Raw genomic sequence first — 23,781 nt, 5'->3', positions numbered from 1 at the left:
CTCCCTTGCTTTTTTAGTTTATATAGGAATAGTAATTGAAAACGTCACTCCGGCGTCTGTATTTTCAGCCGTAATTGCTCCATCGTGCATCGTAATAATACGCTTTACGATGCTTAAGCCAATACCGAATTCACCGTTTGCTCCTTTTTTAAACGGTTCAAACAAGTGTTGAAGCACGCTTTGATCAATCGGCGGACCATCATTGCTGATTGTACATTGAACGTTCGTTTGGTGTTTAGCAAGTGAAAGTGAAACCTTCGTCTCGGCATAGCGCAGCTGATTGTCGAGTACATTTTCAAGAACTTTTGTCCACAGTTCTTTGTCTCCTTTAATCGTTGCGTTTACGTCGTCAAATTCCCACTGTATTTCAGGGCGTCTCCACCGCAAGCGATCTACTACTTCATGAAGAAGTGCAGTAAAATCAAAATGGTCTTGTGCAAGCTGATGAGTGGACATATAGTCAAGCTTGGTTAAATAAAGCAAATCGCGGATTTTTTTCTCAAGATTTTTGGATTCATCTTCAATAACTTTTACCGTTTGAGATAAATCACCTTTTGGATAAATGCCGTCTTGAATCGACTGAGCGTAGCTTTGAATGACCATAACCGGTGTTTTTAAATCGTGTGAAATATTTTGAAGCAGCGTTTGCTGTGCTTCATCTTTAGATACGAGCCTTTTGCGCATTTGCTCGATGGACGCGCCTAGCTTGCCAATTTCATCGGAACGGTTCACTGTAACCGGCTCATGCCAATTTTGTTCGGCGATTTTTTTTACATCTTTTTCAAGCGATACAAGCGGCTTGCTTAAATATCTTGATAGCCAAATAGATGGAAGCCAGCTGAATAGAAATACAATCGAAATCACGAGAAGCAGCTGTTTAAAAAGAGTAGAAGTGAGCGCATTTCGGTACGTATCCCACGAAAATGAAAGCAAAAAAGCAGGCTGTCCGTTTACACTTACTTTTCGAATTACATAAAAAAGCGTCCGGTTGCCGAGGTCTTTTTCATAGCGAGCGACTATTTTTCGCTGACTGATTGCATCTTCCTGTGCTTTTCTCAAAAAGTCTTGAGGCAACACCCGTGATGAAAAATAAGAGATATCTGCATGCTCAGGCAATAAAATATGATCCACGGTTCGATTGCCAAGCGTTGGTTCACTATCTTCATTGCTAAAGTAGTATTCACCTGAGCGGCTTGGCAGGCCGTATTCTTTTAAAATATGCTGTTCATTTTCAATAGTGGTATAAATTTCGTTCGTGAAAAACTGCCTGAGCGTCGTTGGGAATAAAATAGCGAGCAAAATTGAAATAAGCAGTAAAATACCGGAGATGACGAGCCAAATTTGAAATGCAAGCGACTTGTTTTTCATGCTTTCATCATCCGGTATCCGTATCCGTAAATCGTTTCAATTCGTGCTTGCGGCATTTTTTTACGCACGCGTCTTACTAAATCATCCACCACTCGGTCCGTGCCGAAATAATCTTCCCCCCAAATGAGATTCAGCAGCTGCTCCCTTGAAAAAGCCTGTCCAAGGTCTTTTGAGATAGTGACAAGAAAATCAAATTCTTTAGACGTTAAATCAATCGGCTTTCCATTTTCACTGACTGTACGGGTATGTAAATCGATTTCATAAGGAGTCAGCGCAATGGTATCGGTTTTTTTTTGATTGGAATCATATACGCGGTTTAGCAGTTTGTTTGCTCGAATAACTAGTTCACGAGGCAAAAAAGGCTTTGATAAATAGTCGTCGCTGCCCATTTCAAGCCCAAGAACCCGGTCAATATCGGCATCGCGGGCTGAGATGAAAATAACAGGCACATGTGGCGTTTGCTGCTTGATTTCGCGAATGAGCTGATACCCGTCAATGTCAGGCAGCATAATATCTAAAATCCACAGATGCGGAGGCGTTGCAATCATTTCTTTGGCGTCCGTACCGTTAAAAAATGAGCGAACGTCCCAGCCTTCTTTTTGAAGGTAAAGGGTTAAAACTTCGTTTAAATTTTGTTCATCCTCTACTAAATATAGTGTAAAGCTCAAATTTGACACCTTCCTCTGAATATATGAAAATTAAGGTAAATAAAGCATATTGCGCCATCTATGCGCGTTTCTTTAAAGGTCTATGTACCCGCTATTATACTACGTGTTTGCTGTTATAAAGAAATTTTTCACAATTTCACACATTGTTTTGATACTTATCCCAAACTTTTATTTTATAGTATAGATAACATAAAATTTGCTACGTTAAAAGGAGTGTTTTTCATGGATCCACGTGATTATGAAAGAGAACAAGAACGAAAGGAAGAATACGAAAACCGCCAGCAGCGCTATGATCAGTATCAGCCTGCGTCATCATCACAACCTCCAAAAAGACGCTTATTTCCAGTGATTGCATCTTCAATTGCAGGAGCAGTACTTGGAGGAGGAATTGTGCTATACGGTGCTCCCCAGCTGGGGTTAATGGATTCAGCTGATACGCAAACAGCGAATCAAACAACGCAGACTCAAACCGCAACAACAACGAGCACAACGCCTCGAACAGTAAGCACAACCGTGAATCAGTCAGATCTTGTTTCAGTTGTAAATAAAGTATCAGCTGCTGTTGTAGGCGTGAACAATATTCAACAGCAAACAAATCCATTTTCTGGAGATACCCAAACGCAAGAAGCAGGAACGGGTTCCGGTGTTATTTTCAAAAAAGAAAATGGAAAAGCATACGTTGTGACCAATAACCACGTTATTGATGGCGCAAGCGAAGTAGAAGTGTCACTTTCAAACGGACAAAAAGAAAAAGCTAAAATTGTCGGAGCTGATGCGCTAACGGATTTAGCGGTGCTTGAGATGTCTGACAAAAATGTTGAACAAGTGGCGAAGTTCGGGAAATCATCGGATTTAGTAGCGGGTGAAACGGTGCTTGCAATCGGAAATCCTCTTGGTGAACAATTTTCTCGTACGGTCACACAAGGTATCGTGAGCGCAGCAAAACGCTCTGTCCCTATTTCAGACAATTGGAACGTGGATGCAATTCAAACGGATGCGGCGATTAATCCAGGAAACAGCGGCGGGGCCTTGATCAATTCTTCCGGTGAAGTAGTCGGTATCAACAGTATGAAAATTTCAGAAGACAATGTAGAAGGCATCGGCTTTGCTCTTCCAAGTGATGAAGTGCAGCCGACGATTGAACAGCTGATGAAAAACGGAAAAATAACGCGTCCATATATGGGGGTAGGTCTTCAAGATGTAGGTCAGCTTTCAGCTGCAACAAAACAAAACCAGCTAGGCCTAACAAGCGATACGTCTGAAGGAGTTGTCGTCACAACGGTTGAACCATTCTCTTCTGCTTCTGATGCAGGTTTACAATCAAAAGACGTGATTGTTGCAATCGATGGAAACGAAGTCAAAACATCCAGTGATTTACGTCAATATCTATACACAAAACGCAAAGTAGGAGACACGGTAAAATTAGACGTGTACCGAAATGGAAAAAAACAAACCATTGCTCTGAAGCTTTCAGAGCAGCAGGATAACAATGGATGAGTTCAACACCGTTAAAGCTGCTGCTAGCAGTATTAACAGCGTTCGGATTTCTAACAGGCTGCGGAGGGAAGCATTCAAACACGATGTTTCCTTCTGTAGAAATTAGTCAGCTATCTTCTGTCAAAGAAGTGGCAGCGTATGAAGGAGGCAAGGTGACAGGAGCTGAATTCAACCTTTTTTTAGCCGTTAAAGGGTTCTTAAATCCAGATGCTCCGCTAAATGATACAAGCTACCGCAAAGAGTTATTGCGGCAGCTTGTTATGCAAAAAATCTTAATTTCGTATCTAAAGACAAGCGATAAAGTACAAAAACAAGTTGAGGATATGTGGAAGCAAATTAAACGCTCCTATGACGAGGATACAAGAAAACAAGGTTATGAAGTGTTAAATATTCGTTCTAGTGATGTAACCAACCAGCTAACGAATCAGTTTAAATTAGAAGAATATTTCCGTAAACAAATTACGTCTTATGAACTAACTGCTTACTATAAACATATTGAAAACGATCTAACGCGCGTATCTTTTACGCAGCTGGCTTTTTCCACTTTACATGATGCCGAGGCCGCTTCGGCTGAACTGCAAAAAGGAACATCGCTTCAAGACGTTCAAAAAGAATATGCTGATGTCCAGACAATCAGCAAACTAGAGAATGCTGATAATCTAAAGCTTTCAAGTCTATCTCCCTCTTTTATAAATGTTTTAAAAAAACAGCACATCGGGGAGTGTAGTGAGCCCATTAAAATGGGTAAAGTCTATTATATTCTTATTTTAAAACAAAAAGATAAAAAAACGGAATCAGAAGTCAAAGAAGAAATGATGAAAGAACTTGTTTTGAATCATATCAACCGGTATATCCAGGATGAACTGCCAAGGTTTCACGTGACTTTCAACCTTAGGTAGTTCCCTTTTATATAGATTGATTGTTTTCAAAAAACAAGCAGGTAAAAGAGCTTTCTGTTAATAGAGAGCTCTTTTACATTTTTAAGTAGACAGAAATGTCAGCACCTGATAAAATAAAATTGTAAAACTTTCATTATTCGGAAAATTTATACCCTCCAGCTTTGGAGGGTTATTTTTTATGCTGTTGGACGAATCCATGAGGCTGAGACAAAAATATTTTCGTTGAAGGGAGATCCGAACGGGTTTGGTTCTTGATGAAGAATCAAACTCATTCGGATTTTTTTATTGGCAGGGTGAACGGATGTCGTTATGTCTCAATCACTTTTTATCTTTTAAATGACTCAATAATGCAGGAGCCATCTCCACGTGAGAAAGGGCGATGTGTGAAATCGTTTTGGCATAAGGTGTAATTTTGTTAATAAATTGTTCGAGTACGTGCAGATGAGGAAGCTGAAGCTTTGTAATAAAGCAGGCTTGCCCGGCGATGCGTTCACAGAATAAAGCGTAGGGATACTGAGAAATAAATCGTTTAAAACGTTCGTGCTCTCCGTTTTTCATCGTTACTTCAATAAAACACGATACAGGCAGGTGCAGCTTTTCATAATCAATATCGATTGTATATCCTTTTATAACACCAAAGCTCTCTAGCTGTCTTACTCGCTCTGCCACCGAAGGAGCAGACAGGTTAATTTGTTTTCCTAGCTCTCGTAAGGAAAGGCGGCTGTTTTGCTGCAGCGCCTGCAAAATCGATAAATCAATTTCATCAATTTTCAATTGAAAACCTTCTTTCTCATTAACGTTTCATTTGATTAGTAATAGTAGATAAGATGTTTTATATGTAATCTAAAATCTCTATTTTTCTTACTATAATAATTAAAAAGGAGTGAGTGAAAAATGGCAAGAGTTTTATTAACAAACGAAGAGGGAACAAATTTTGAAAAAGCATTGAATTTAATTCCACATGTAAAAAGGTTGTATGATGAGCTTTACGACACGCTTTGGAACAGCGATATAGTAGAAAAAGAGACCAAGGAAAAAACTAGGCTTTATCTAGCAGGTGTTAACGGCTGTGAGACGTGTATGAGCATGTCATATGTAGGTGATAAGACGCTTAATCAAAAAGTGTTAAGAGAAAAAGAGCTGGAAGAAAAAGACCGGCTGCTGTTTCGATTTATTGATGTATACCGAGTGCGTCCAAGGGAGTTGACCGATGCTGATATGGATCAATTAAAGAAATTTTACAGTGATACGCAGCTGTTAGAGCTTTTGGCTGTTATTAATTTATTTGATCAATTTCACAAAATGATTGTCAGTTTAGATTTATATGATTTTTGCAGCTTGCAGGGCAAGTGAAGTCTTCGCTAAAAATATCTTGACAGACAAAATCCACAGGAGTAAGATAGCTTTCGTGAAGTGAAACGTATCATGAATCGAATCGATCATTCTAAAAAATAGATCATAGACATTTGAATAAAAATCGCTTAATCCATTACGGAGCGGAGGACCCATTATTTACGCACATATTGTGCTCCGGGGTGAATCCTTAAAAAGGTAGGGTTACTCTTAAAACCCGAACCCGACAGCTAACTTCGCAAGCGTTTTGAGGGGGAAGAGTGTGAAAAAACACAGGAGCCTTCCTGTGTTTTTTTGCGCTTTTTTTAAGAAAAAGATGTAATTTTTTAGAAAAAGTATAAGCTAAGAGAACACACAGCAGTTGAAGGAAGGAATAAATACATTATGAAAAAACAGTTTGCTGTATTAGGATTAGGTCGTTTTGGAGGCAGTTTGGTTGAAGAGTTTGCTAATCTGGATGTGGATGTGCTCGCTATTGACCGCAATCAGGAGGTAGTAAATAAATTTAGCAACTTAGCTACATATGTTGTGCAAGCAAACGCGATTGATGAAGCTAGCTTAAAGGGGCTAGGTATTCGCAATGTTGATCATGCTCTTATTTCGTTTGGAGACGATATCGAAGCAAGCGTGCTCGCAACGATGCTGTTAAAAGATATGGGCGTTAAGCAAGTATGGGTAAAAGCGGTGAATATGTATCATCAAAAAGTGCTGGAGAAAATAGGAGCGGATAAAGTCATTCATCCGGAGCGCGATATTGCTAAGCGGATTGCTCATCACGTGGTGTCAGAAAAAATTATTGACTATATTGAACTGTCTAAAGACTATAGTATTGTTGAAATTGTCGCTTCTAAGAAGCTTCATAATAAAACGCTTTTTGATTTAAATATTCGCGCAAAGTACGGCTGTAATATTATCGGCTTTCAGCGAAAAGACGGGGAAATGGTGATTTCGCCTACGGCGCATGAAACAATTGAACAAGGAGATATGCTTATTGTCATCGGACATAATCGCGATTTAAACCGTTTTGAAGAAGAAGGAGTTTAACACATGAAAAAACAAAATATTAAACTCACCCCTCCGCAGCTGTTGCTCTCTATTTTTGGTGGAGGAATTATTATTGGTGCTCTTCTATTGATGATGCCTTTTTCTACTACTGAGCCAATCCGGTGGGTAGACGCTCTTTTTACGTCAACTTCCGCTATGACAGTAACCGGCTTAGCCGTCGTAGATACAGGTACACGTTTTACCGTCATCGGTCAAACGATTATTATGCTGTTAATTCAAATAGGCGGTCTTGGCATTATGTCATTTGCCGTGCTGATTTTTATGATGCTCGGTAAAAAAATTGGATTTAAAGAGCGTATGCTCGTTCAGCAGGCGTTAAATCAGACGAGCGTCGGCGGAGTTGTCCTGCTAGTTAAAAGGCTGTTTATCTTTTCATTTTTAATTGAGTTTGTTGCGCTTATCTTTTTAGCGATACGCTGGGTTCCGGAATTCGGGTGGTCTAAGGGGCTATTCTTTAGCTTGTTTCATTCAATTTCGGCTTTTAATAACGCTGGGTTCGGACTACTGTCTGATAACTTAGTTCAGTATGTAGGAGATCCCATTATTAATATAACGATTTCTTTTTTGTTCATTATTGGTGGGTTAGGATTTACCGTTCTTGCTGATATGTGGGTGAAAAAATCGTATAAAAAACTAACGCTGCATTCAAAAATTATGATTATCAGCACGTTCGCCATTAACGTGACTGCTATGCTTTTTATTTTTTTCTTAGAGTACGGCAATTCGCATACGCTCGGAAATTTATCATTAGGAGACAAAGTATGGGCTTCTTATTTTCAAGCGGTAACAACAAGAACCGCTGGATTTAATACAATTGATTTAGCTCACCTGCATGACGCAACGGTCTTTTTAATGGTTTTGTTAATGTTCATTGGTGCAGGAAGTGCGTCAACAGGAGGCGGTATCAAACTCACGACGTTTGTGGTGATTGTCTTTTCTGTGTGGTCATTTTTACGAAGCAGGGAAGATATTGTGCTGCTAAAGAGACGACTTCTTCCTCTTCATGTGTTTAAGGCCCTAGCCATCACGATGATTTCGATTATGTTTGTGTTTGGGGCTATTTTTCTGTTAAATATTTCAGAAAACCTCCCGTTTGTAAAAATTATGTTTGAAGTTGTTTCTGCGTTTGGGACAGTAGGTTTATCCATGGGAGCGACTCCTGAGCTTTCATACTTTGGACGCGTGATTATTATCTTTATCATGTTTTTAGGAAAAGTGGGGCCATTAACCCTTGCGTTTTCATTATCTAAGCAAAAGCGTGAAGCCGTTCGTTATCCAAACGAAGATATAATGCTAGGATAGAAAAATCGCCTTCGATGAGGCGATTTTTTTATATTATTTATACGTTCAAGACATATAAGAGGTTACGCACAAAACAGTTGCGATGAATAAAAAGAAGGCAAAGACAAGAACAATGGGCAATTTGGAATGTCGGCGCATTAAAGGCCCCCCTTTTTTATAGTAAAAATCTCTTACTATATATAACGAAAGAAACAAAAATATGATTCACTTTTTTTGGCGAAATTTGAAGGTTTTTCTCATAAAAATCCGCACCCCTGTCCTAAACATTTTGCCAAGCTCTTGCATACACTAAAAGCAGATAACAGGAAGTGAGGGATGTTACGTGGGAAAACAAAATTTCGCGTTAATCGTTGTGTTATTTGTTTTACTTGTTATTGTCGGTGCGTCTGGCTTTCGCTTTTAAACGTTAACTTTATTTGTGCATAGCCCCCGTCAAAAAGGGCATACTAGGCGGAAGTGAAAACCAAAAATTTCTTCAATATTGCCGAACAATGAGTTCCTCTACTCATTCATCTAATCGGTATGTAGCCATGCGAAAGCATGGTTTTTTTGAAATAGGAGAGGATGAATGATGTTCATCCCCTCTAGAAATTAGTAGTAGCAAGAACACCCTACGATTACTAATAGAATAAATAAAACAACGATAAATGAAAAACCAAAACCGCCTTTTGCGCCCATATGTGTAACCTCCTTTAATAAAAGTCTCTATATCCTATGTACTAATTGGGTTAAGTGATTGAGAAATTTGCCTATTTTTTAACGGTAACGATCTTTTGAGAAAAATGAAGAACACTTACTTTTTTCATTTTCGTAAAAATCCTTTATGATAGGAAGAAAAGGAGGGCAAACAGGTGGGAATACATGCACAATACGTCATGAATCAGCTAGAAGAGGGAAAGTGGAAAGAGGTCAAACGCGAAATTCAACAAGAAATGAAGAAAAACCCTCAAGCATCTGATTTGTACTGTTACTTAGCGGTTTGTTTAGCAAAGCAAATCGAAGAATCAATTATCTTTGAAAAAATGGTATTGAATTTAGAAATGGACCGAGCTCTTCATCAGGCATTAACATTAAATCCATCTTCAAGCTTGGCGCACTTCGTTCGAGGAATAAAATACCGGGAAACTCCGCTTATGTTTGGAGGGAATTACGAAAAATCGCTGTCTTATTTGCAGCGGGCGCAAGATCTTGGTTTTGAAGGGATTATGCTGCCGCTCGAACTCGCCAAAACCTATATTCAATTAAAAGAAATGGAAAAAGCGAAAGAACAAATCGCCTATGCCCGGGAAATCAATTGTACTCACGCGGATATTAAAAAAGTTGAAAACATGCTGCAAACAGGACGATAAATCAAAAGTCCTGTTTTATTTTTGGTTTTTAGTAAACATATGCTGATTTTCATAAAGAATTGCTTTTTATATAACAATAAGAATACTTATAAAAATTTTAAGAAGTGCATGTAAGTCCAATGACTTCTTAACTGCTAGATTTTCTACATTATTAGAGCGTTCAGTCTACATAATTCCAAAAATAGTAAGAAACTATCAGCCTATGGATAAAATGTTAGAAAATATAGATAATTGTAAATGAATAGAGAGAAAAGTTAAACATGCGACTAACTAAAAAAGCAAAGGTCTGATTTACTTTGCTTTTTGTTTATACACACATGTAAAAAATATCATAATAAACCAATTTATTCTTTGTGAAATCCATCGTTTCAGACGATGTGAAATAATGTATTTGAAGGAGGAGACCCAGATGAAGGTTATGAAGATGTTGGTTATTGCGTTATTTAGTGTATGTTTAGTTGTCACACCAGCTGCTGCTGAAGTTCCGGGTGTCGACCATTCAATGAAACGGGGTGCTACACAAGGAATTGTAGCGGCATCTCACCCGCTCGCTGCTGAAGCGGGGAGGAAAGTTTTAGCTGAAGGCGGAAACGCTGTGGATGCGGCAGCGGCCATTCAATTATCTCTAAACGTTGTGGAACCGATGATGTCTGGTATCGGCGGCGGCGGCTTTATGATGATTTATGAAAAAAAGAAAGATAAAATTACGATGCTAGACAGCCGTGAAATGGCACCGGCTGATGTTACGCCTAAACTGTTTTTAGATTCAAAAGGAAAAGTCATTCCTTTTAGTAAGCGTCACATAACAGGAAAAGCAGTTGGAGTTCCTGGTACGTTAAAAGGAGTAGAAACAGCCCTTAAAGATTATGGAACAATGGACTTATCAGATGTTATTAAACCTGCTATTACTCAAGCGGAACAAGGAATCAAAGTAAATTGGTCGATGGCTCAGTATATCGATGAAAATGCGGACAAGCTTGAAAGATACCAAACGGCCGGTAATGTATTTGTGCCGAATGGCAAGCCGTTAAAAGAAGGAGATAAGCTTGTTCAGCCTGATCTTGCGAAAACATTAAAGCTTATTCAAAAAGAAGGGTCAGATGCTTTTTATAAAGGAGAAATTGGAAAAGCGCTTGTTAAAGAAGTTCAAAAACGCGATGGAAGCATGACCATGGATGATTTAAAAAATTACGTTGTAAAAGAACGCGAGCCGGTAAAAACAACTTACCGCGGCTATGATGTGGTTAGCGCGGCTCCTCCTAGCTCCGGCGGATTAACCGTGCAGCAGATTTTAAAGCTAATGGAAGGTTATGACGTAGAAAAAATGGGTTCCAATACGCCTCAGTATCTACAGCATTTAACGGAAGCTATGCACTTAGCTTTCGCTGACAGGGCGGCGTATATGGCGGATGAAGATTTTTACGCAGTACCGAAAAAAGGACTGTTAGATGAAGATTATATTAAAGAACGTCGCAAATTAATTAATCCCAATAAAGCAACGCCTAATGTCAAAGAAGGAGACCCTTGGAAATATGAAGGGAAAGAAAATCCAAATAAAGCAACGGTAAAGGAAGAAAATCCAATTGGCCAAACGACTCATTTCTCTGTTGTCGATAAATGGGGGAACATGGTTTCTTACACGACTACCATTGAACAAGTTTTTGGCTCAGGAATTATGGTTCCGGACTATGGATTTATGCTAAATAATGAAATGACGGATTTTGATGCCACTCCGGGAGGCGTGAACCAGGTTGAGCCTAAAAAACGTCCTCGAAGCAGCATGTCTCCAACGATGTTGTTAAAAGACGGAAAGCCGTTCATGGCAATTGGTTCACCGGGAGGCCCAACCATTATTGCGTCTGTAGCAGAAACGATTATGAATGTTATTGACCATAAGATGCCGATTCAAAAAGCGATTTTAACACCCCGTATTTATTCAGGCGGCTATCCAACCGTAAGATGGGAACCTGGATTTAGTCAAGATACAATTCTTGAAATGATGGCCAAAGGACATGCGTTTGAAGAAAAGCCTGAGCATATTGGAAACGTTCAAGCGGTTATCTATGACTATGAAACGGGGAAAATGTACGGAGGCGCTGATAATACGCGCCAAGGCACGGTATTAGGAGTAGACGCAATTAAATATGTATCCAAACAGCCAAAACCAATTAAAGAAGAGAAAAAAGGAGAGTTTACAGTTGAAGTCAACCGTGCAGTGTACCCATTTACGGATAAGCAAGTGAAGCTGATTGATGGAAAGCCTTACGTTCAGTCCGACCGCCTGCTGTTAGGCTTAGGCGTCATTGATTCGAGTGACTTAAAGCTGTATAAACCAAATCACCACTCTTATTTATCAGTTATCAAAGTAGCCAAATCCCTTGGCTACAAAGTGAAATGGGATGAAGAAAAGAAAGTGGTCTCATTAGAAAAAGATCCTGGTGAAAACGATACAGGCGATGATGAAGACGGAGACGTTATTACAAATTAAAAAAGAGACTGAGACAAAAGTATTCTAAGTGAAAGAAAATCCGAACGATGAATCGAGATTCTTGATGGAGAATCCAACTCGTTCGGATTTTTTTATTGGTATGGTAAACGTAGGTTTCATTTATATATTGGCTCACTCCCTTTTTAAGAAAGCAAATAAAATTGGCGATTTTAAACCAAACGACAAAAAAATTGGCGTGGTTTGCCAAAGAGTTGTAGAAATCGACAGTTTTTTTGGCATGTGTAAGAAAAACCGTGATAAAAAGACTGATAGAATGCTACAAACAAAGTTGGCATCATTTTTGCATAAGAAATAGATGAGGGGCTGTATCAATGAAAAAATACATAGTTAAATAAACACCTATGTTTACTTCACACAGAATAACATGCAACGGAGGTATAGAAAATGAAAAAAGACATTTCAATTATCGGTGTACCTATGGATTACGGACAAACAAGAAGGGGCGTAGACATGGGGCCGAGCGCAATCCGCTATGCGGGCATGAATACACGCTTAGAAGCTCTTGGCTATACCGTACACGATGAAGGCGATATTAAAGTAGAGATTAAAGAACGGGCAGACGTAGATAAAAATACGAATCTAAAAAACTTAGCGGCTGTAGCCAGCGGAAATGAACAGCTGGCTGCAAGAGTTGAAGAAGTGAGAGAGCAAGACCGCTTTCCGTTAATATTAGGGGGAGACCACAGTATTGCGATTGGAACGCTTGCAGGAGTGGCAAAAGGTTCAGAAAATTTAGGCGTTATTTGGTATGATGCTCATGGTGATTTAAATACCGCTGAAACATCTCCATCAGGCAACATTCACGGCATGCCGCTAGCAGTGAGCCTGGGTATTGGACATCCTGTACTTTTAAATATTGGAGGGTATACACCAAAAATTAAACCTGAAAATCTAGTTATTATCGGTGCGCGCTCGTTGGATGATGGTGAAAAAGAGTTAATTAAAGAAAAAGGAATTAAAGTGTATACCATGCACGAAATTGATCGTTTAGGTATGACGCAAGTGATGAAAGAAACGATTGATTATTTAAGCGGTACAGACGGTGTGCACCTGTCGTTAGACTTAGACGGCTTAGATCCAGATGATGCACCAGGCGTAGGTACACCTGTAAAAGGCGGCATCAGCTACCGAGAAAGTCATTTAGCAATGGAAATGCTAGCGGAAGCAGACATCGTTACATCCGCTGAATTTGTAGAAGTGAACCCTATTTTAGATCAGCATAACAAAACTGCAGAAGTAGCGGTTGCGTTAATGAGTTCATTGTTTGGCGATAAGCTTTTATAAGAAAGAGCTACTTATAGGTATCGTGTGGAGAAAATCTGTTATGATCCAAGAAACGGTCATACAGGACTAAGCGGCTGCCATCCTCGCTACGGGGGTGGCGCCATTTGAAAATCATCCGGCATCAATGGACTTCAGTCAGGAAGAGCTACCTAATAAGCGGCTATAAAAACAAAATAAACCTAAAAAAATGAAAGCGATTTCATTTTTTGTGCAGCAAAGGGAGGAAATGGGATGAATATTCCACAGGGACAGCCAGGAGAATTAAAAAGAACGATGAAAACAAGGCATCTTTTTATGATATCACTAGGGGGATGTATTGGTACCGGTTTTTTCCTTGGGTCAGGTTATACCATCAATGAAGCAGGTCCGATGGGAGCAATGATTTCCTACTTAGTAGGAGGGATCATTATGTATCTAACGATGCTGTGTCTTGGAGAATTATCGGTTGCTATGCCAGTTGCAGGATCGTTTCAAACATATTCCACTAAATTTATAGGCCCTGCAACAGGTTTTGCGATTGGATGGCTGTACTGGCTAGGATGGGCAGTCACGGTTGCACTTGAGTTTTTAGCTGCCGGACAGTTAATGCAAAGATGGTTCCCAGACTCGCCCGTTTGGTTATGGTGCGCCATTTTTGGGGCGTTAATTTTTTCATTAAATGCACTTTCAGCTAAAGCATTTGGTGAAACAGAATTTTGGTTTTCAAGCGTTAAAATTTTCGCCATCATTATGTTTATTGTTGTAGGCGGAGCGGCAATGTTTGGAATCATTGATATGAAAAGCGGACAGGAAGCGCCGCTTTTATCAAACTTCTTTGCCGAAGGGCTGTTTCCAAATGGAGTAACGGCTTTGCTGATTACAATGATTACGGTGAACTTTTCGTTTCAAGGAACAGAATTGATTGGAATTGCGGCAGGAGAAAGTGAAAATCCGGAAAAAACAATTCCAAAAGCGATCAAGCAAACGGTTTGGCGTACGCTTTTCTTTTTCGTCTTATCTGTGTTTGTCCTAGCAAGCATGATTCCTCGTGAAAAAGCAGGCGTTGTAGAAAGCCCGTTTGTTGTTGTGTTAGACAGTGTAGGTGTACCTTACGCGGCGGATATTATGAACTTTATCATTTTAACAGCTCTTCTTTCAGTCGCAAACTCTGGATTTTACGCGGCTACACGTATGCTTTATTCTCTTTCAAGAGAAGGAATGGCAAGTCCTGCGCTTGGAAAAGTTAACAAAAGAGGAGTTCCATTTAATGCACTATTAATTACGCTTGTGATTTCATGTTTTTCTCTGCTTTCAAGCGTAGTGGCAGCTAAAACCGTTTTTGTGTGGCTGATTTCACTCGCTGGACTTGGCGCTCAAATTGGCTGGATTGCGATTACAGCTTCACTGCTTGCGTTTCGTCGTGCTTACGTGGCTAAAGGTGGAAAAGTAGAAGATCTGAAATTTAGAACACCTCTATATCCAGTTCTTCCTATCGTAGCGCTTATTACGAACTGTATCGTTATGATCAGTCTTGCGTTTGATCCTGAGCAGCGAATGGCGTTATACTGCGGAGGTATTTTCTTTATAGGCTGCTATGTTTATTATTATTTGAAAATTCGAAAACAAAATCAGTCAAAACAAGAGCAAGAAGTTCAGCTTGCGGAAAATAAACGAATGATTATTTAACATAAAAACCCGGAAAATCACGATTTTCCGGGTTTTTATGTACTCGCCTTTAGCTATCTAGTGTTGTTTCTTCATTTTTACGGTGGCGAAGTCTCCATAGCGTGATAAGGGCAACCAGTGTAAGAACAATACCGCTGCCGAGCAGGATATGACTCACTGTTTTATCCTGCTTTTTTTGGCCTTGTTCAAAATATTTCTTGTACATTGCCACCGCAGCTTTATTTTTCTTGTATTTTTTCGGAACGCTCATTTCTTTTCCGAGTTTCCAGCCGTCTTTATAAGCTTTTTGCTGTAAAGGTTTCACATCTTTATTCGAATAAAAACCTGCTTTGTACCATTTTTCTAGTTGAGGCTTGTCCTGAAGACTTTTAGGCGCTCTATAGGTTTGATAAGTGAAAGCTGAGTCGTATCCGTCTGCTTTTACGTCTTTTTGTTTTTGTTTCTGTCCTTTTTCATATCCTTGCTCAAAGGCTGTTTGCAATTCGCCTTCTGCTTCTGCGGGTACTTCGAGTGGAAGGTCGTGATAACCTTGTACGTAGCCTTGCTTTTCAAACTGCTTTTTTTGCTGCTCCAGCACTTCGGCTTGAGCGGTTTCAAAGCCTTCTGTAAAAGCCTGACGTGTGACATCCTCATCATCATACATGCTCGGAACACTCATTGAATCATTTTCAAGACCTTGGTCATAGCCTTCTTTTTTTGCTTTGACAGATAAGTCCATTAAAGAAATAGCTTTCTTGTAGCCTTGAACATAACCTTTATTCCAGTCGGAGGACTTAGAAGGGAAAGGGTCGATTTCTGATTGAATAGTAGCATGTTTGTAATCAAGGACGCCTTGCTGATAGCCTTCCTCTTCGCCGGCAGCCATTTCATTTTCTTGTTCAGTCTTAAGTTCTTCCTCTTTTTGCTGCTGACCTTTTTTATATCCTACCGTATACCCCATCATAAACCACGTGAATTCTTCAGAAGATTTGTCCAGCCCTGTTGTTTGATCAAACTGTTCAAATTTTTTCTGTGCGTATCCATCTTCTTCTCCAAGCGAATAGCCTTCTTGATAGAGAGAGTCAAAAATAGCTTTTACATCTTCAGTTGTATCCACGTCTGTTGACTGGTCCAAAACATCGGAAGAGGAATCCGGGGAATCGGGAGTAGCATAAGAAGGGATGGGATCACTTGCAAGAATAAGTAAGCAAGCTGTACTAATAACGGCTAATTTTTTTTTCATCATTTCTTCACCTTTTAGTTCAAAGTCAATGTTTATTTTGTAGTTTAAGCGTACAGCTTTCCATGCAGAAAGGCGTGTAAAAGTTTTTCCAATTATGAAAATTATAACATTTAAATGAAAAGGAGAATAGGTGGTAAAAAGGAGAAATATGTGTTTTTCGCAGAGTTTTATCTTTGGCGCTGTTTTGCCTTTTTTACTCTGTATGAGCGGTAAAATATTTCAGCCGCAAAACAGAATAAAAGGAAAAAAAGAACAAATAATTCGGCGAACTCCATTACGCGAAACGGGCTGTAGGCATTTTGAAGAGCCATTGAAAAACTAAACCCTTGCATCATATCCACGCTGATCGAAAATCCCATTAAGCATCCTAACAGCAAAGCTGATATCCAAACGATTTTCATACGTCTCACTCTCCATTTTTGTTTTTTCTTAAAAACATTCTACCGATAGTTTTTGTTATTTTTTTTGTCTTACGCTTTGATCGCTCTATTAAAAATTGCATACAAAGCATTTATTTGGAAAAAGCTAAAAAAAAGAAAAGAAAGGTGTTTTTAATCGTGCCTTCTTTATTTAAAAATAAAAAAAGCAAAGACGATAAAAAGGAAACAGAAGGTTCGCTACCGGAGGAACAAGAACTGCTGAAGCAGTCGCTTGAAGGTAATATAGCCAACATAAAAAAGCGAACGGGGAACAGCTCGGATATGGTGATCCGCTATATAAAAATCGGGGAACGGGCGACCATTCAAGCCGCTGTTATTTATATAGACGGGATTGTAGACAATCAGTCTATTCAAGAGCTGTTAGTAGACACCATGATGAAAGATGATGTGTTTTCTGAACCAATAACGCCTCAAAACGCCTTTACGTTATTAAAAGAAGATGTAGTAGGAATTGGAGACGTTGCGATTTTACATACGTGGAGTGAAGTTTTTCCAGCCTTGATGTCAGGAGACACGCTTATTTTGATAGATGGAAACAACCATGCAATGAGTGCAGGTACGAAAGGCGGAGAATGGCGTTCGATTCAAGAGCCGACTACACAGCTTGTCGTTCGGGGTTCAAAGGAAGGGTTCACGGAATCAATTGCTAAAAACATGCCCATGGTTAGGCGAATTATCAAATCGCCCGACTTATGGGTAGAAACGATGAAAATTGGAAAAGTAACGCAGACAGACGTTTCAATGATGTACATCAATGGAATTGCCAATGACAAAATCGTAAAAGAAGTAAAGCAGCGTCTTAACCAAATTAATATCGATAGCATCTTAGAATCAGGCTATGTGGAGCAGCTTATTGAAGACCAAACGTACACTACTTTTCCTACGATGTATCACACAGAGCGTCCCGATATCGTTGCAGGAAATTTGTTAGAAGGGCGTATTGCGATTTTTGTAGACGGAACGCCATTTGTGCTGATTGCACCGGCTGTCTTCATTCAGTTTTTTCAGTCTCCTGAAGATTATTATTCGCGCTTTGATATTGCAACATCGATTCGTTTTTTACGCATTCTTATTTTCTTTATTTCACTAATTGCACCGGCTACGTATGTAGCGATCACAACGTTTCATCAGGAAATGGTTCCGACGAAGCTGCTCATCGCCATTGCTGCACAGCGGGAAGATGTTCCGTTTCCTTCCTTGGTTGAAGCGCTCATTATGGAAGTCACATTTGAAATTTTGCGAGAAGCCGGTATTCGACTTCCAAGGGCGATCGGTTCTGCAGTTTCAATTGTAGGAGCGCTCGTGATTGGGCAAGCATCGGTTCAAGCGGGGATTGTATCTCCAGCGATGGTTATTGTTGTGGCGATGACGGCGATTGCAAGCTTTGCTACACCTTCTTTTGCCATTGCGATTTCCGCGCGGCTCATTCGTTTTGTTTTTATGATTGCAGCAGCTACTTTTGGGTTTTATGGCATTATTCTGTGCTTTTTAATGATGATTGTTCATCTCTGCAGTCTTCGTTCATTTGGCGTTCCATATATGACGCCTCTTGCTCCATTTATTCCGAGCAACTCAGGTGATACGATTGTTCGCATGCCGTGGTGGATGCTCAGACACAGACCAAGGCTCATTAGTAGTGGAAATATGACGCGAGAAGGAGAAGACCAGCGCCCAACACCTCCTAAAAGCCGGGGAATGGCAAACACTACGGTGAAAGAAGGCGATCAAAATGATGCGTAAAGGGCTCTTATGTACAGTAATGGCGTTTACGATTTGCTTTCTTTCAAGCTGCTGGAGCAGTAAGGAATTAACTGATTTAGCGATTGTCGCAGCGATGGGAATTGATAAAACAAAAGATGGTCAGTATCAAATCACGCTGCAAATTATTAATCCAGGTAACGTAGCCGGCGGTCTTCAAGGAGGCGGCGGAGGTACACAAAGTCCGTCTGTTTCTGTATACGGAGCAAAAGGCGCAAACTTAGTGGAAGCAAGCAGAAGAGCATCGAGCACTGTATCAAGAAGACTGTACTACGCTCACACAAACTTAATTGTTATCGGAGAAAGTCTAGCGAGAACGGAAGGCATTGATGTTATTATTGATGCCATTGACCGAGATCCGGAATTTCGAATTACATCTGATATGGTCATTGCAAACGGCGTAAAAGCTTCCAGCTTTGTAAAATCTCTTACGCCAATTGATAAGATTCCAGCTAATAAAGTCCTTAAAACGCTGGAGCTCACAGAGCAAAAGTGGGGAGAACATATGAAAGTATCGGCTCAAGAAGTTATGAAAAACCTCGAATCTCCTGGAAGTCAAGCGCTGATGTCAGGGTTTGGAATAAGAGGTAGCGCTCAAAAAGCCCAAACGCTGCAAAATCTGCAGCAAACTGCTCCTGAATCGACTCTTCGTGCAGAAGGACTCGGCATGTTTAAAGATGGCAGGCTGATTACATTTTTATATGGAAAAAAAGCGCGAGGCGTGATGTGGCTGCGGGATAAAGTGCAGGGAACAGATGTGAATATTTCATGGAAAGATAAAAAGAAAGCTATTGCTTATCAAGTCGTCCGTCAGCGAACAAACGTGAGTGCAAATATGGTGAACGGCAAACCAAAGATGATTGTAAGAACTAGGGTAGAAGGGGATATTGGTGAAATGGAAGTACCTGTAGATATTAAAAATCCATTTGTGATTCTTGATATTGAAAAAAAAATAGAAGCAGCGATTGAAAACGAAATAAAAGAAGCGTTTGCTTTTGCTCAAAAGAAACAGACGGATGTTGTAGGATTTGGAGAAGTCGTGCACGAAAATTATCCGAGGCAGTGGAAAAGGCTTCAGCACGAGTGGAGCGATGTGTATTTTCCTGAAGTGGAGATGGATGTGAAAGTAGAAGCGTATGTAAGACGAGCAGGTTTGCGAAACAAGTCGTTTATGTCTGATGCGGTAAAACAACGACAGTAAACAGGAGGGAGCAATGAGTGGAAAAAGTGAAAATTAGCTCTGTGCAGTTTTTTATTTTAATCGTCCTTTTTGAACATGGAAGCGCATTGCTCATTCCGCTTGCAATGGATGCAAAACAAGACGCCTGGCTTGCTATTTTACTCGGTATGTTTGGGAGCTTGCTGCTTTACCTCATTTACTACCGGCTGTATAGGTACTACCCTAACATGCTGCCGACAGAATACATGCAAAAGCTGCTAGGGAAAGTCTTGGGATCTGCACTTGCTTTTTTATATTTGCTTCATTTTTCATATGCTGCCGCTCGGGTACTTCGTGATTTTGGAGAAATGCTGCTGACATTTGGCTACCCCGACAGCCCTTTGTTTGTCGTGAACGCGATGCTGATGCTGTTGATTATTTATACCGTGCACAAAGGACTTGAAGTAGTGGCTCGGGCAGGAGAGCTCATGTTTATTTTGATGTATATCTTGGCTGTAGCAGGATTTGTGCTTATTTTTGTTTCAGGATTAATTGATTTTACTTCTTTAAAACCGATACTTGGAGATGGGATTTGGCCGGTTTTAAAAACAGTCGCCACTCAGACTCTGTATATTCCGTATGGAGAAGCTGTTGTGTTTACGATGATTTTTCCATATGTAAAAGATCCTAAAAAAGTAAAGCTTGTAGGCCTTTGCGGCATTGTGTTAAGCGGTATTAATTTAGCAATTACAATGGCGATCAACGTGAGTGTATTAGGGATAGGGTTGACTAACAGGTCGGTCTTTCCGCTTTTAAGTACGGTAGAGAGCATTAGAGTAGCTGATTTTTTAGAGCGGCTAGACGTGTTTTTTATGATTGCGTTAGTCATTGGAGGGTTTGTTAAAATCAGCGTCTTTTTTTACGCCGTGATTGTTGGACTTTCCACACTGTTTAAGGTAAAACGACCTTCTGCGCTGACATATCCTGTTGGCACGGTGATTTTATTTTTTTCTCTGACGATTGCAAGTAATTTTCAAGAGCATTTAAAAGAAGGGCTAACGATTATGCCGGTGTTGCTTTTTATCCCTTTTCACGTAGTGATTCCGCTTGCGCTGCTCTGTATAGCATTTATTAAACATCGCATAAAAAAAACAAAAGCGCTGCAGCCATCCTAATGGCTGCAGCGCATTCGTCTGCGATCTTTTACTGCAAATGCAGCTGCTCTCGCTCTTTTTTTACTTGTTCTAGCTGTGAAATCGTAACAAGCTGATACCCTTGTGCGTGAAGCTGCTTCATAATTTCAAGCGCTGCTTCGGCACTTGTTTGGTAAATATCATGCATTAAAATAACTTTTCCGTCTCCGACTTGGCTCATAACTGCTTGAACGGAGTGAGGAACGTTTCGATATTTCCAGTCTTCAGGATCGATATCCCATAGAGTCACGCCAACATTTCCGATATAACGTCTTACATTTGCGTTCACGGCTCCATAAGGAGGACGTACATGCAGTGGTTCATAGCCGCTCACTTGTTTAATGAGAGCTTGGGTATCGCCTATTTGGTGTTTGACCTGCGCTTCGTTCAAACGTGTGAGCTGAGGATGGTCCCAAGAGTGATTTCCGACTTCGTTGCCTTCCTTCACCATACGTTCGATTGTTTCAGGATAATATTGAACGCGGCTTCCTAACACAAAAAAGGTAGCGTGCCCGTTCACTTCTTTTAATCCATCTAAAATTACATTAGTAGATGAAGGGTTAGGTCCATCATCAAAGGTCATTGCAACGACTTTTTTAGTTGGATCAATAGGCGCTCCTTGCTGCGGCATTTCGTTAACGATATATTTTGGAGGCGTTTCTTTGACTTTATTTTTATTTGCTGCTTCGTCTTTGTAAGCATCGCTCAGCATGTCTTTAAATAAATCTTTTTGGATAGCGATTGTTTTAGTTTTCGTTTGTTCAGCACCTAGCTGATAAGGTTTAAAATAGATCACAATACTGTTTTCAAATAGCGCAAACTGACTGAAATTTTGATTAGCTGCCTGAGTTCCTTTTTGAAGGTCCGGGTCAAAATCAGCTGTTTTCATTTGTTTTTTTAATTCAGCATATGAAATAGCCGAAAGGCGATCTAAATAATTTGCATCTTCTTTAAATAAATCCTTTAACGTCATTTGTTTTTGAGCGGGCAGGTCAAATGTAAGGGTTTTGAGAGAAGATGTTCCTTTCTCTCCATTTATAGATTCATATTCATCAAAGACAACGCTTAGCGTTTGCTTGCTGTAATGGACGATTTTATATGTAATCGTTAATTCAGATTTTTTCTTTTTTGACTGCTTCTTCAGCTTTTTTTCATAGTGTGCCACTTGATCTGTTACGTAAGCTTGAATGGATTGATCAATTTCTTTTTTACCAAAGGAAGGGTAGCTAATGGCATAGCCTCCGTCGGTAAGGTCCTTAACTAGCGTTTGAATTTCAACGTTTGGATAGGTTTGATCTGTTTGAATACTTGCCGTTTTTTTCTCTGTACTGTTTGCTTTGACGATATAACCTGCTGTACCAAGAAGCAAAATACAGCATCCAAGCAGTGTCAAAATACGTTTGTAGCCCATGGTTTTCATGTAGTAATATTCCCCTTTTTGTATATATCTACCTAATAGACGTATGAGACCATCATTTAGTTTTACTTTTTTTAAAAAAACCAAACTATTTTTCTACTTATTCCGTCTACCTTATAGACGTACTTCAGCAAGAGAAAATAGAAGGGGCATGAAAGACGATGAAAAAACATGATGCATATCAGATGCTCGTAGCGTGCGTGACCGAGCATAAAGCGGATTTTTACCGGCTTGCTTTTAGCTATGTAAAAAATCAAGAAGATGCGCTTGATATTGTGCAAGAATCGATAAAGAAAGCACTCATTTCAATGGACAGTATTAAGGATATTCAATCAATTAAAAGCTGGCTTTATAAAATTGTTGTACGAACGGCAATTGATTTCCTGCGAAAGCATAAACGTTTAACCCTTGTGGACGATGAAGCGCTTGAGTACTTGAGCAGCGGACGCGAAGATCAGTATGAAGATATCGATTTAAAACAAGCAATGGATCAGCTGCCGGTTAAATATAAGACGATTATTATTCTGCGGTTTTTCGAAGATTTAAAAATGGACGAAATTGCGGAAATCATTGAGGAAAATGTAAATACGGTAAAGACAAGGCTATACAGAGCGTTGAACCTGTTGCGGATTACGATGACGGAGGAGGACTTAGAACAATGAATGAAAAAATAGAAAAGTTAAAGAAGCAGTATCATGACATTCCGATTCCACACGAATTAGACGATGTTGTCGCACAGGCACTTGCTTCACATCCTCGTAAAAAGAAATCCTATATTTGGCCGAGCGCAGTTGCGGCAGCAGCGGTGATTTTTATCACAACGGTGAATGTAAGTCCAGATGCGGCAAATGCAATGGCAAAAATTCCTGTACTGGGAAAAGTAGTAGAAGTAATGACATTTGAGGAACTGAAGCAAGAAGAAAAGCATTCTCGTATTGACGTAAAAACACCATCGATTTCAGGCTTGGAAAATAAAGGTCTTCAAACAAGCTTGAATAAAAAGTATATAAAAGAAAATGAACAGCTGTATGAACAGTTTAAAAAAGAGATGAAAACATTACAAAAAGGAGAGAAAGGAAACGTGGCTGTCAGCAGCGGCTATGATATTATGACGGATACCGATGATTTGCTTGTGGTTCATCGATATGTGGAAGAATCGAGAGCTTCAACGTCGAGCGTCAATCAGTACGACACGATTGATAAAAAACACGAAGTGCTCGTTACGCTTCCAAGTTTGTTCAAAGATAAAAGCTATATAAAGGTCATTAGTGAAAATATTAAACAGCAAATGAAAGATCAAATGAAACACGAAGAAGGCAAAATCTATTGGCTGACTGAAGAAGATATGGATCCTTTTAAAGAGATTGCTGAAAATCAAAGCTTCTACATTACAAAAGATCACAAGCTTAGAATTGTATTTGATAAATACAAAGTCGCCCCAGGATATATGGGAAACGTTGAGTTTGAAATTCCGACAGACGTTATTTCAAACCTTTTAGTGGGCAAACGGTATATTCATTAAAAAACAGGCATGAACGCTTAGCGTTCATGCTTGTTTTTTTACATAAAGAAACGAAAATATTTATTTTTATGCAAAATAAGTTGAAATATATAGGCAATCATGTATAATATT

The 23,781-nt window shown here is 39.7% G+C and carries 23 protein-coding genes and 1 riboswitch; of the genes, 16 read left to right on the top strand and 7 right to left on the bottom strand.

Annotated elements, in window-relative coordinates; all coding sequences use genetic code 11:
- Window positions 1-18: 18 nt before the first annotated feature.
- Window positions 19-1,368 (bottom strand): sensor histidine kinase, encoded by a 1,350-nt coding sequence (locus U9R83_RS19475; RefSeq protein WP_243549847.1) that lies wholly within the window; start codon window positions 1,366-1,368, stop codon window positions 19-21.
- Complete coding sequence (locus tag U9R83_RS19470) at window positions 1,365-2,036, bottom strand: response regulator transcription factor (RefSeq protein ID WP_014458663.1); 672 nt, start codon at window positions 2,034-2,036, stop codon at window positions 1,365-1,367. The genes U9R83_RS19475 and U9R83_RS19470 overlap by 4 nt, the downstream gene beginning before the upstream one ends.
- 222 nt (window positions 2,037-2,258) lie before the next feature.
- Here U9R83_RS19470 and U9R83_RS19465 point away from each other — a divergent pair, with 222 nt between their 5' ends.
- Window positions 2,259-3,533 carry a S1C family serine protease gene (locus tag U9R83_RS19465; protein WP_243549846.1) on the top strand — a complete coding sequence of 425 codons (1,275 nt, stop codon included), beginning with the start codon at window positions 2,259-2,261 and terminating at the stop codon, window positions 3,531-3,533.
- A complete protein-coding gene (locus U9R83_RS19460) occupies window positions 3,530-4,432 on the top strand; it encodes a peptidyl-prolyl cis-trans isomerase (RefSeq protein ID WP_243549843.1) in 903 nt (300 codons plus the stop codon). Before U9R83_RS19465 ends, U9R83_RS19460 begins: the two co-directional genes overlap by 4 nt.
- 318 nt (window positions 4,433-4,750) lie before the next feature.
- On the opposite strand, the gene U9R83_RS19455 is transcribed toward U9R83_RS19460, so the two are convergent.
- Window positions 4,751-5,206, bottom strand: coding sequence for an Lrp/AsnC family transcriptional regulator (locus U9R83_RS19455; protein WP_209367621.1), 456 nt, complete (start codon window positions 5,204-5,206; stop codon window positions 4,751-4,753).
- 120 nt (window positions 5,207-5,326) lie between these two features.
- Here U9R83_RS19455 and U9R83_RS19450 point away from each other — a divergent pair, with 120 nt between their 5' ends.
- The 4 genes from U9R83_RS19450 to U9R83_RS19435 all read left to right on the top strand — a co-directional run bounded on the left by U9R83_RS19450 (window position 5,327) and on the right by U9R83_RS19435 (window position 8,555).
- Window positions 5,327-5,785 (top strand): hypothetical protein, encoded by a 459-nt coding sequence (locus U9R83_RS19450; RefSeq protein ID WP_014458667.1) that lies wholly within the window; start codon window positions 5,327-5,329, stop codon window positions 5,783-5,785.
- Between the two features lie 115 nt (window positions 5,786-5,900).
- Window positions 5,901-6,045: riboswitch (cyclic di-AMP (ydaO/yuaA leader) on the top strand.
- 124 nt (window positions 6,046-6,169) lie between these two features.
- A complete protein-coding gene (locus U9R83_RS19445; RefSeq protein ID WP_014458668.1) occupies window positions 6,170-6,829 on the top strand; it encodes a potassium channel family protein in 660 nt (219 codons plus the stop codon).
- Window positions 6,830-6,832: 3 nt separating this feature from the next.
- Window positions 6,833-8,152 (top strand): TrkH family potassium uptake protein, encoded by a 1,320-nt coding sequence (locus U9R83_RS19440; protein WP_209367618.1) that lies wholly within the window; start codon window positions 6,833-6,835, stop codon window positions 8,150-8,152.
- 322 nt (window positions 8,153-8,474) lie between these two features.
- Window positions 8,475-8,555 carry a YjcZ family sporulation protein gene (locus U9R83_RS19435; protein WP_016765202.1) on the top strand — a complete coding sequence of 27 codons (81 nt, stop codon included), beginning with the start codon at window positions 8,475-8,477 and terminating at the stop codon, window positions 8,553-8,555.
- Between the two features lie 188 nt (window positions 8,556-8,743).
- On the opposite strand, the gene U9R83_RS19430 is transcribed toward U9R83_RS19435, so the two are convergent.
- Complete coding sequence (locus tag U9R83_RS19430) at window positions 8,744-8,830, bottom strand: YjcZ family sporulation protein (protein WP_016765201.1); 87 nt, start codon at window positions 8,828-8,830, stop codon at window positions 8,744-8,746.
- A gap of 173 nt (window positions 8,831-9,003) precedes the next feature.
- Here U9R83_RS19430 and U9R83_RS19425 point away from each other — a divergent pair, with 173 nt between their 5' ends.
- From U9R83_RS19425 to U9R83_RS19405, 5 genes are all read left to right on the top strand, one after another.
- Window positions 9,004-9,501 carry a tetratricopeptide repeat protein gene (locus tag U9R83_RS19425; protein ID WP_115654734.1) on the top strand — a complete coding sequence of 166 codons (498 nt, stop codon included), beginning with the start codon at window positions 9,004-9,006 and terminating at the stop codon, window positions 9,499-9,501.
- 409 nt (window positions 9,502-9,910) lie between these two features.
- Window positions 9,911-11,989 (top strand): gamma-glutamyltransferase, encoded by a 2,079-nt coding sequence (gene ggt, locus U9R83_RS19420; protein WP_115654733.1) that lies wholly within the window; start codon window positions 9,911-9,913, stop codon window positions 11,987-11,989.
- A gap of 64 nt (window positions 11,990-12,053) precedes the next feature.
- Window positions 12,054-12,305: a hypothetical protein gene (locus U9R83_RS19415; RefSeq protein WP_181170509.1), complete on the top strand. Its 252-nt coding sequence runs from the start codon at window positions 12,054-12,056 to the stop codon at window positions 12,303-12,305.
- An 89-nt stretch (window positions 12,306-12,394) separates the two neighbouring features.
- A complete protein-coding gene (gene rocF, locus U9R83_RS19410) occupies window positions 12,395-13,294 on the top strand; it encodes an arginase (protein ID WP_013084571.1) in 900 nt (299 codons plus the stop codon).
- Between the two features lie 231 nt (window positions 13,295-13,525).
- Window positions 13,526-14,959, top strand: a complete 1,434-nt coding sequence (locus U9R83_RS19405) for an amino acid permease (RefSeq protein ID WP_014458672.1) — start codon at window positions 13,526-13,528, stop codon at window positions 14,957-14,959.
- 49 nt (window positions 14,960-15,008) lie between these two features.
- On the opposite strand, the gene U9R83_RS19400 is transcribed toward U9R83_RS19405, so the two are convergent.
- Window positions 15,009-16,181 (bottom strand): hypothetical protein, encoded by a 1,173-nt coding sequence (locus U9R83_RS19400; RefSeq protein WP_226554992.1) that lies wholly within the window; start codon window positions 16,179-16,181, stop codon window positions 15,009-15,011.
- Window positions 16,182-16,348: 167 nt separating this feature from the next.
- Window positions 16,349-16,582, bottom strand: coding sequence for a hypothetical protein (locus U9R83_RS19395; protein ID WP_014458674.1), 234 nt, complete (start codon window positions 16,580-16,582; stop codon window positions 16,349-16,351).
- A 156-nt stretch (window positions 16,583-16,738) separates the two neighbouring features.
- On the opposite strand from U9R83_RS19395, the gene U9R83_RS19390 reads away from it, so the two are divergent.
- The 3 genes from U9R83_RS19390 to U9R83_RS19380 are packed head-to-tail and all read left to right on the top strand — an operon-like array spanning window position 16,739 to window position 20,713.
- Window positions 16,739-18,361: a spore germination protein gene (locus U9R83_RS19390; RefSeq protein ID WP_182421285.1), complete on the top strand. Its 1,623-nt coding sequence runs from the start codon at window positions 16,739-16,741 to the stop codon at window positions 18,359-18,361.
- The gene (locus U9R83_RS19385; protein ID WP_014458677.1) at window positions 18,351-19,580 is read left to right on the top strand and encodes a Ger(x)C family spore germination protein; all 1,230 of its coding nucleotides are present in this window, start codon (window positions 18,351-18,353) and stop codon (window positions 19,578-19,580) included. Before U9R83_RS19390 ends, U9R83_RS19385 begins: the two co-directional genes overlap by 11 nt.
- 17 nt (window positions 19,581-19,597) lie before the next feature.
- On the top strand, window positions 19,598-20,713 hold the full coding sequence (locus U9R83_RS19380; RefSeq protein WP_014458678.1) for a GerAB/ArcD/ProY family transporter: 1,116 nt from the start codon (window positions 19,598-19,600) through the stop codon (window positions 20,711-20,713).
- A 28-nt stretch (window positions 20,714-20,741) separates the two neighbouring features.
- On the opposite strand, the gene U9R83_RS19375 is transcribed toward U9R83_RS19380, so the two are convergent.
- Window positions 20,742-22,151 (bottom strand): polysaccharide deacetylase family protein, encoded by a 1,410-nt coding sequence (locus U9R83_RS19375; protein WP_226701586.1) that lies wholly within the window; start codon window positions 22,149-22,151, stop codon window positions 20,742-20,744.
- 158 nt (window positions 22,152-22,309) lie between these two features.
- On the opposite strand from U9R83_RS19375, the gene U9R83_RS19370 reads away from it, so the two are divergent.
- Entirely contained in the window at window positions 22,310-22,810 is a 501-nt protein-coding gene (locus U9R83_RS19370) for an RNA polymerase sigma factor (RefSeq protein ID WP_116739324.1), read from the top strand.
- A complete protein-coding gene (locus tag U9R83_RS19365) occupies window positions 22,807-23,670 on the top strand; it encodes an RsiV family protein (RefSeq protein ID WP_140451072.1) in 864 nt (287 codons plus the stop codon). The genes U9R83_RS19370 and U9R83_RS19365 overlap by 4 nt, the downstream gene beginning before the upstream one ends.
- Window positions 23,671-23,781: the final 111 nt, after the last annotated feature.

Origin of the sequence: Priestia sp. LL-8 (assembly GCF_036227845.1) — a bacterium.
Lineage (GTDB): Bacteria > Bacillota > Bacilli > Bacillales > Bacillaceae_H > Priestia > Priestia zanthoxyli.
This window is presented reverse-complemented; position numbering and strand designations above follow the sequence as displayed.

Excerpts from the sequence above, each read along its gene's own strand:
- U9R83_RS19400 (WP_226554992.1), bottom strand. The coding sequence starts at position 16,181 with ATGAAAAAAAAATTAGCCGTTATTAGTACAGCTTGCTTACTTATTCTT.
- U9R83_RS19395 (WP_014458674.1), bottom strand. The coding sequence starts at position 16,582 with ATGAAAATCGTTTGGATATCAGCTTTGCTGTTAGGATGCTTAATGGGA.
- U9R83_RS19445 (WP_014458668.1), top strand. The coding sequence starts at position 6,170 with ATGAAAAAACAGTTTGCTGTATTAGGATTAGGTCGTTTTGGAGGCAGT.
- U9R83_RS19460 (WP_243549843.1), top strand. The coding sequence starts at position 3,530 with ATGAGTTCAACACCGTTAAAGCTGCTGCTAGCAGTATTAACAGCGTTC.
- U9R83_RS19415 (WP_181170509.1), top strand. The coding sequence starts at position 12,054 with ATGGAGAATCCAACTCGTTCGGATTTTTTTATTGGTATGGTAAACGTA.
- U9R83_RS19385 (WP_014458677.1), top strand. The coding sequence starts at position 18,351 with ATGATGCGTAAAGGGCTCTTATGTACAGTAATGGCGTTTACGATTTGC.
- U9R83_RS19430 (WP_016765201.1), bottom strand. The coding sequence starts at position 8,830 with ATGGGCGCAAAAGGCGGTTTTGGTTTTTCATTTATCGTTGTTTTATTT.
- U9R83_RS19405 (WP_014458672.1), top strand. The coding sequence starts at position 13,526 with ATGAATATTCCACAGGGACAGCCAGGAGAATTAAAAAGAACGATGAAA.
- ggt (WP_115654733.1), top strand. The coding sequence starts at position 9,911 with ATGAAGGTTATGAAGATGTTGGTTATTGCGTTATTTAGTGTATGTTTA.
- U9R83_RS19475 (WP_243549847.1), bottom strand. The coding sequence starts at position 1,368 with ATGAAAAACAAGTCGCTTGCATTTCAAATTTGGCTCGTCATCTCCGGT.
- U9R83_RS19365 (WP_140451072.1), top strand. The coding sequence starts at position 22,807 with ATGAATGAAAAAATAGAAAAGTTAAAGAAGCAGTATCATGACATTCCG.
- U9R83_RS19450 (WP_014458667.1), top strand. The coding sequence starts at position 5,327 with ATGGCAAGAGTTTTATTAACAAACGAAGAGGGAACAAATTTTGAAAAA.
- U9R83_RS19370 (WP_116739324.1), top strand. The coding sequence starts at position 22,310 with ATGAAAAAACATGATGCATATCAGATGCTCGTAGCGTGCGTGACCGAG.
- U9R83_RS19465 (WP_243549846.1), top strand. The coding sequence starts at position 2,259 with ATGGATCCACGTGATTATGAAAGAGAACAAGAACGAAAGGAAGAATAC.
- rocF (WP_013084571.1), top strand. The coding sequence starts at position 12,395 with ATGAAAAAAGACATTTCAATTATCGGTGTACCTATGGATTACGGACAA.
- U9R83_RS19375 (WP_226701586.1), bottom strand. The coding sequence starts at position 22,151 with ATGAAAACCATGGGCTACAAACGTATTTTGACACTGCTTGGATGCTGT.
- U9R83_RS19440 (WP_209367618.1), top strand. The coding sequence starts at position 6,833 with ATGAAAAAACAAAATATTAAACTCACCCCTCCGCAGCTGTTGCTCTCT.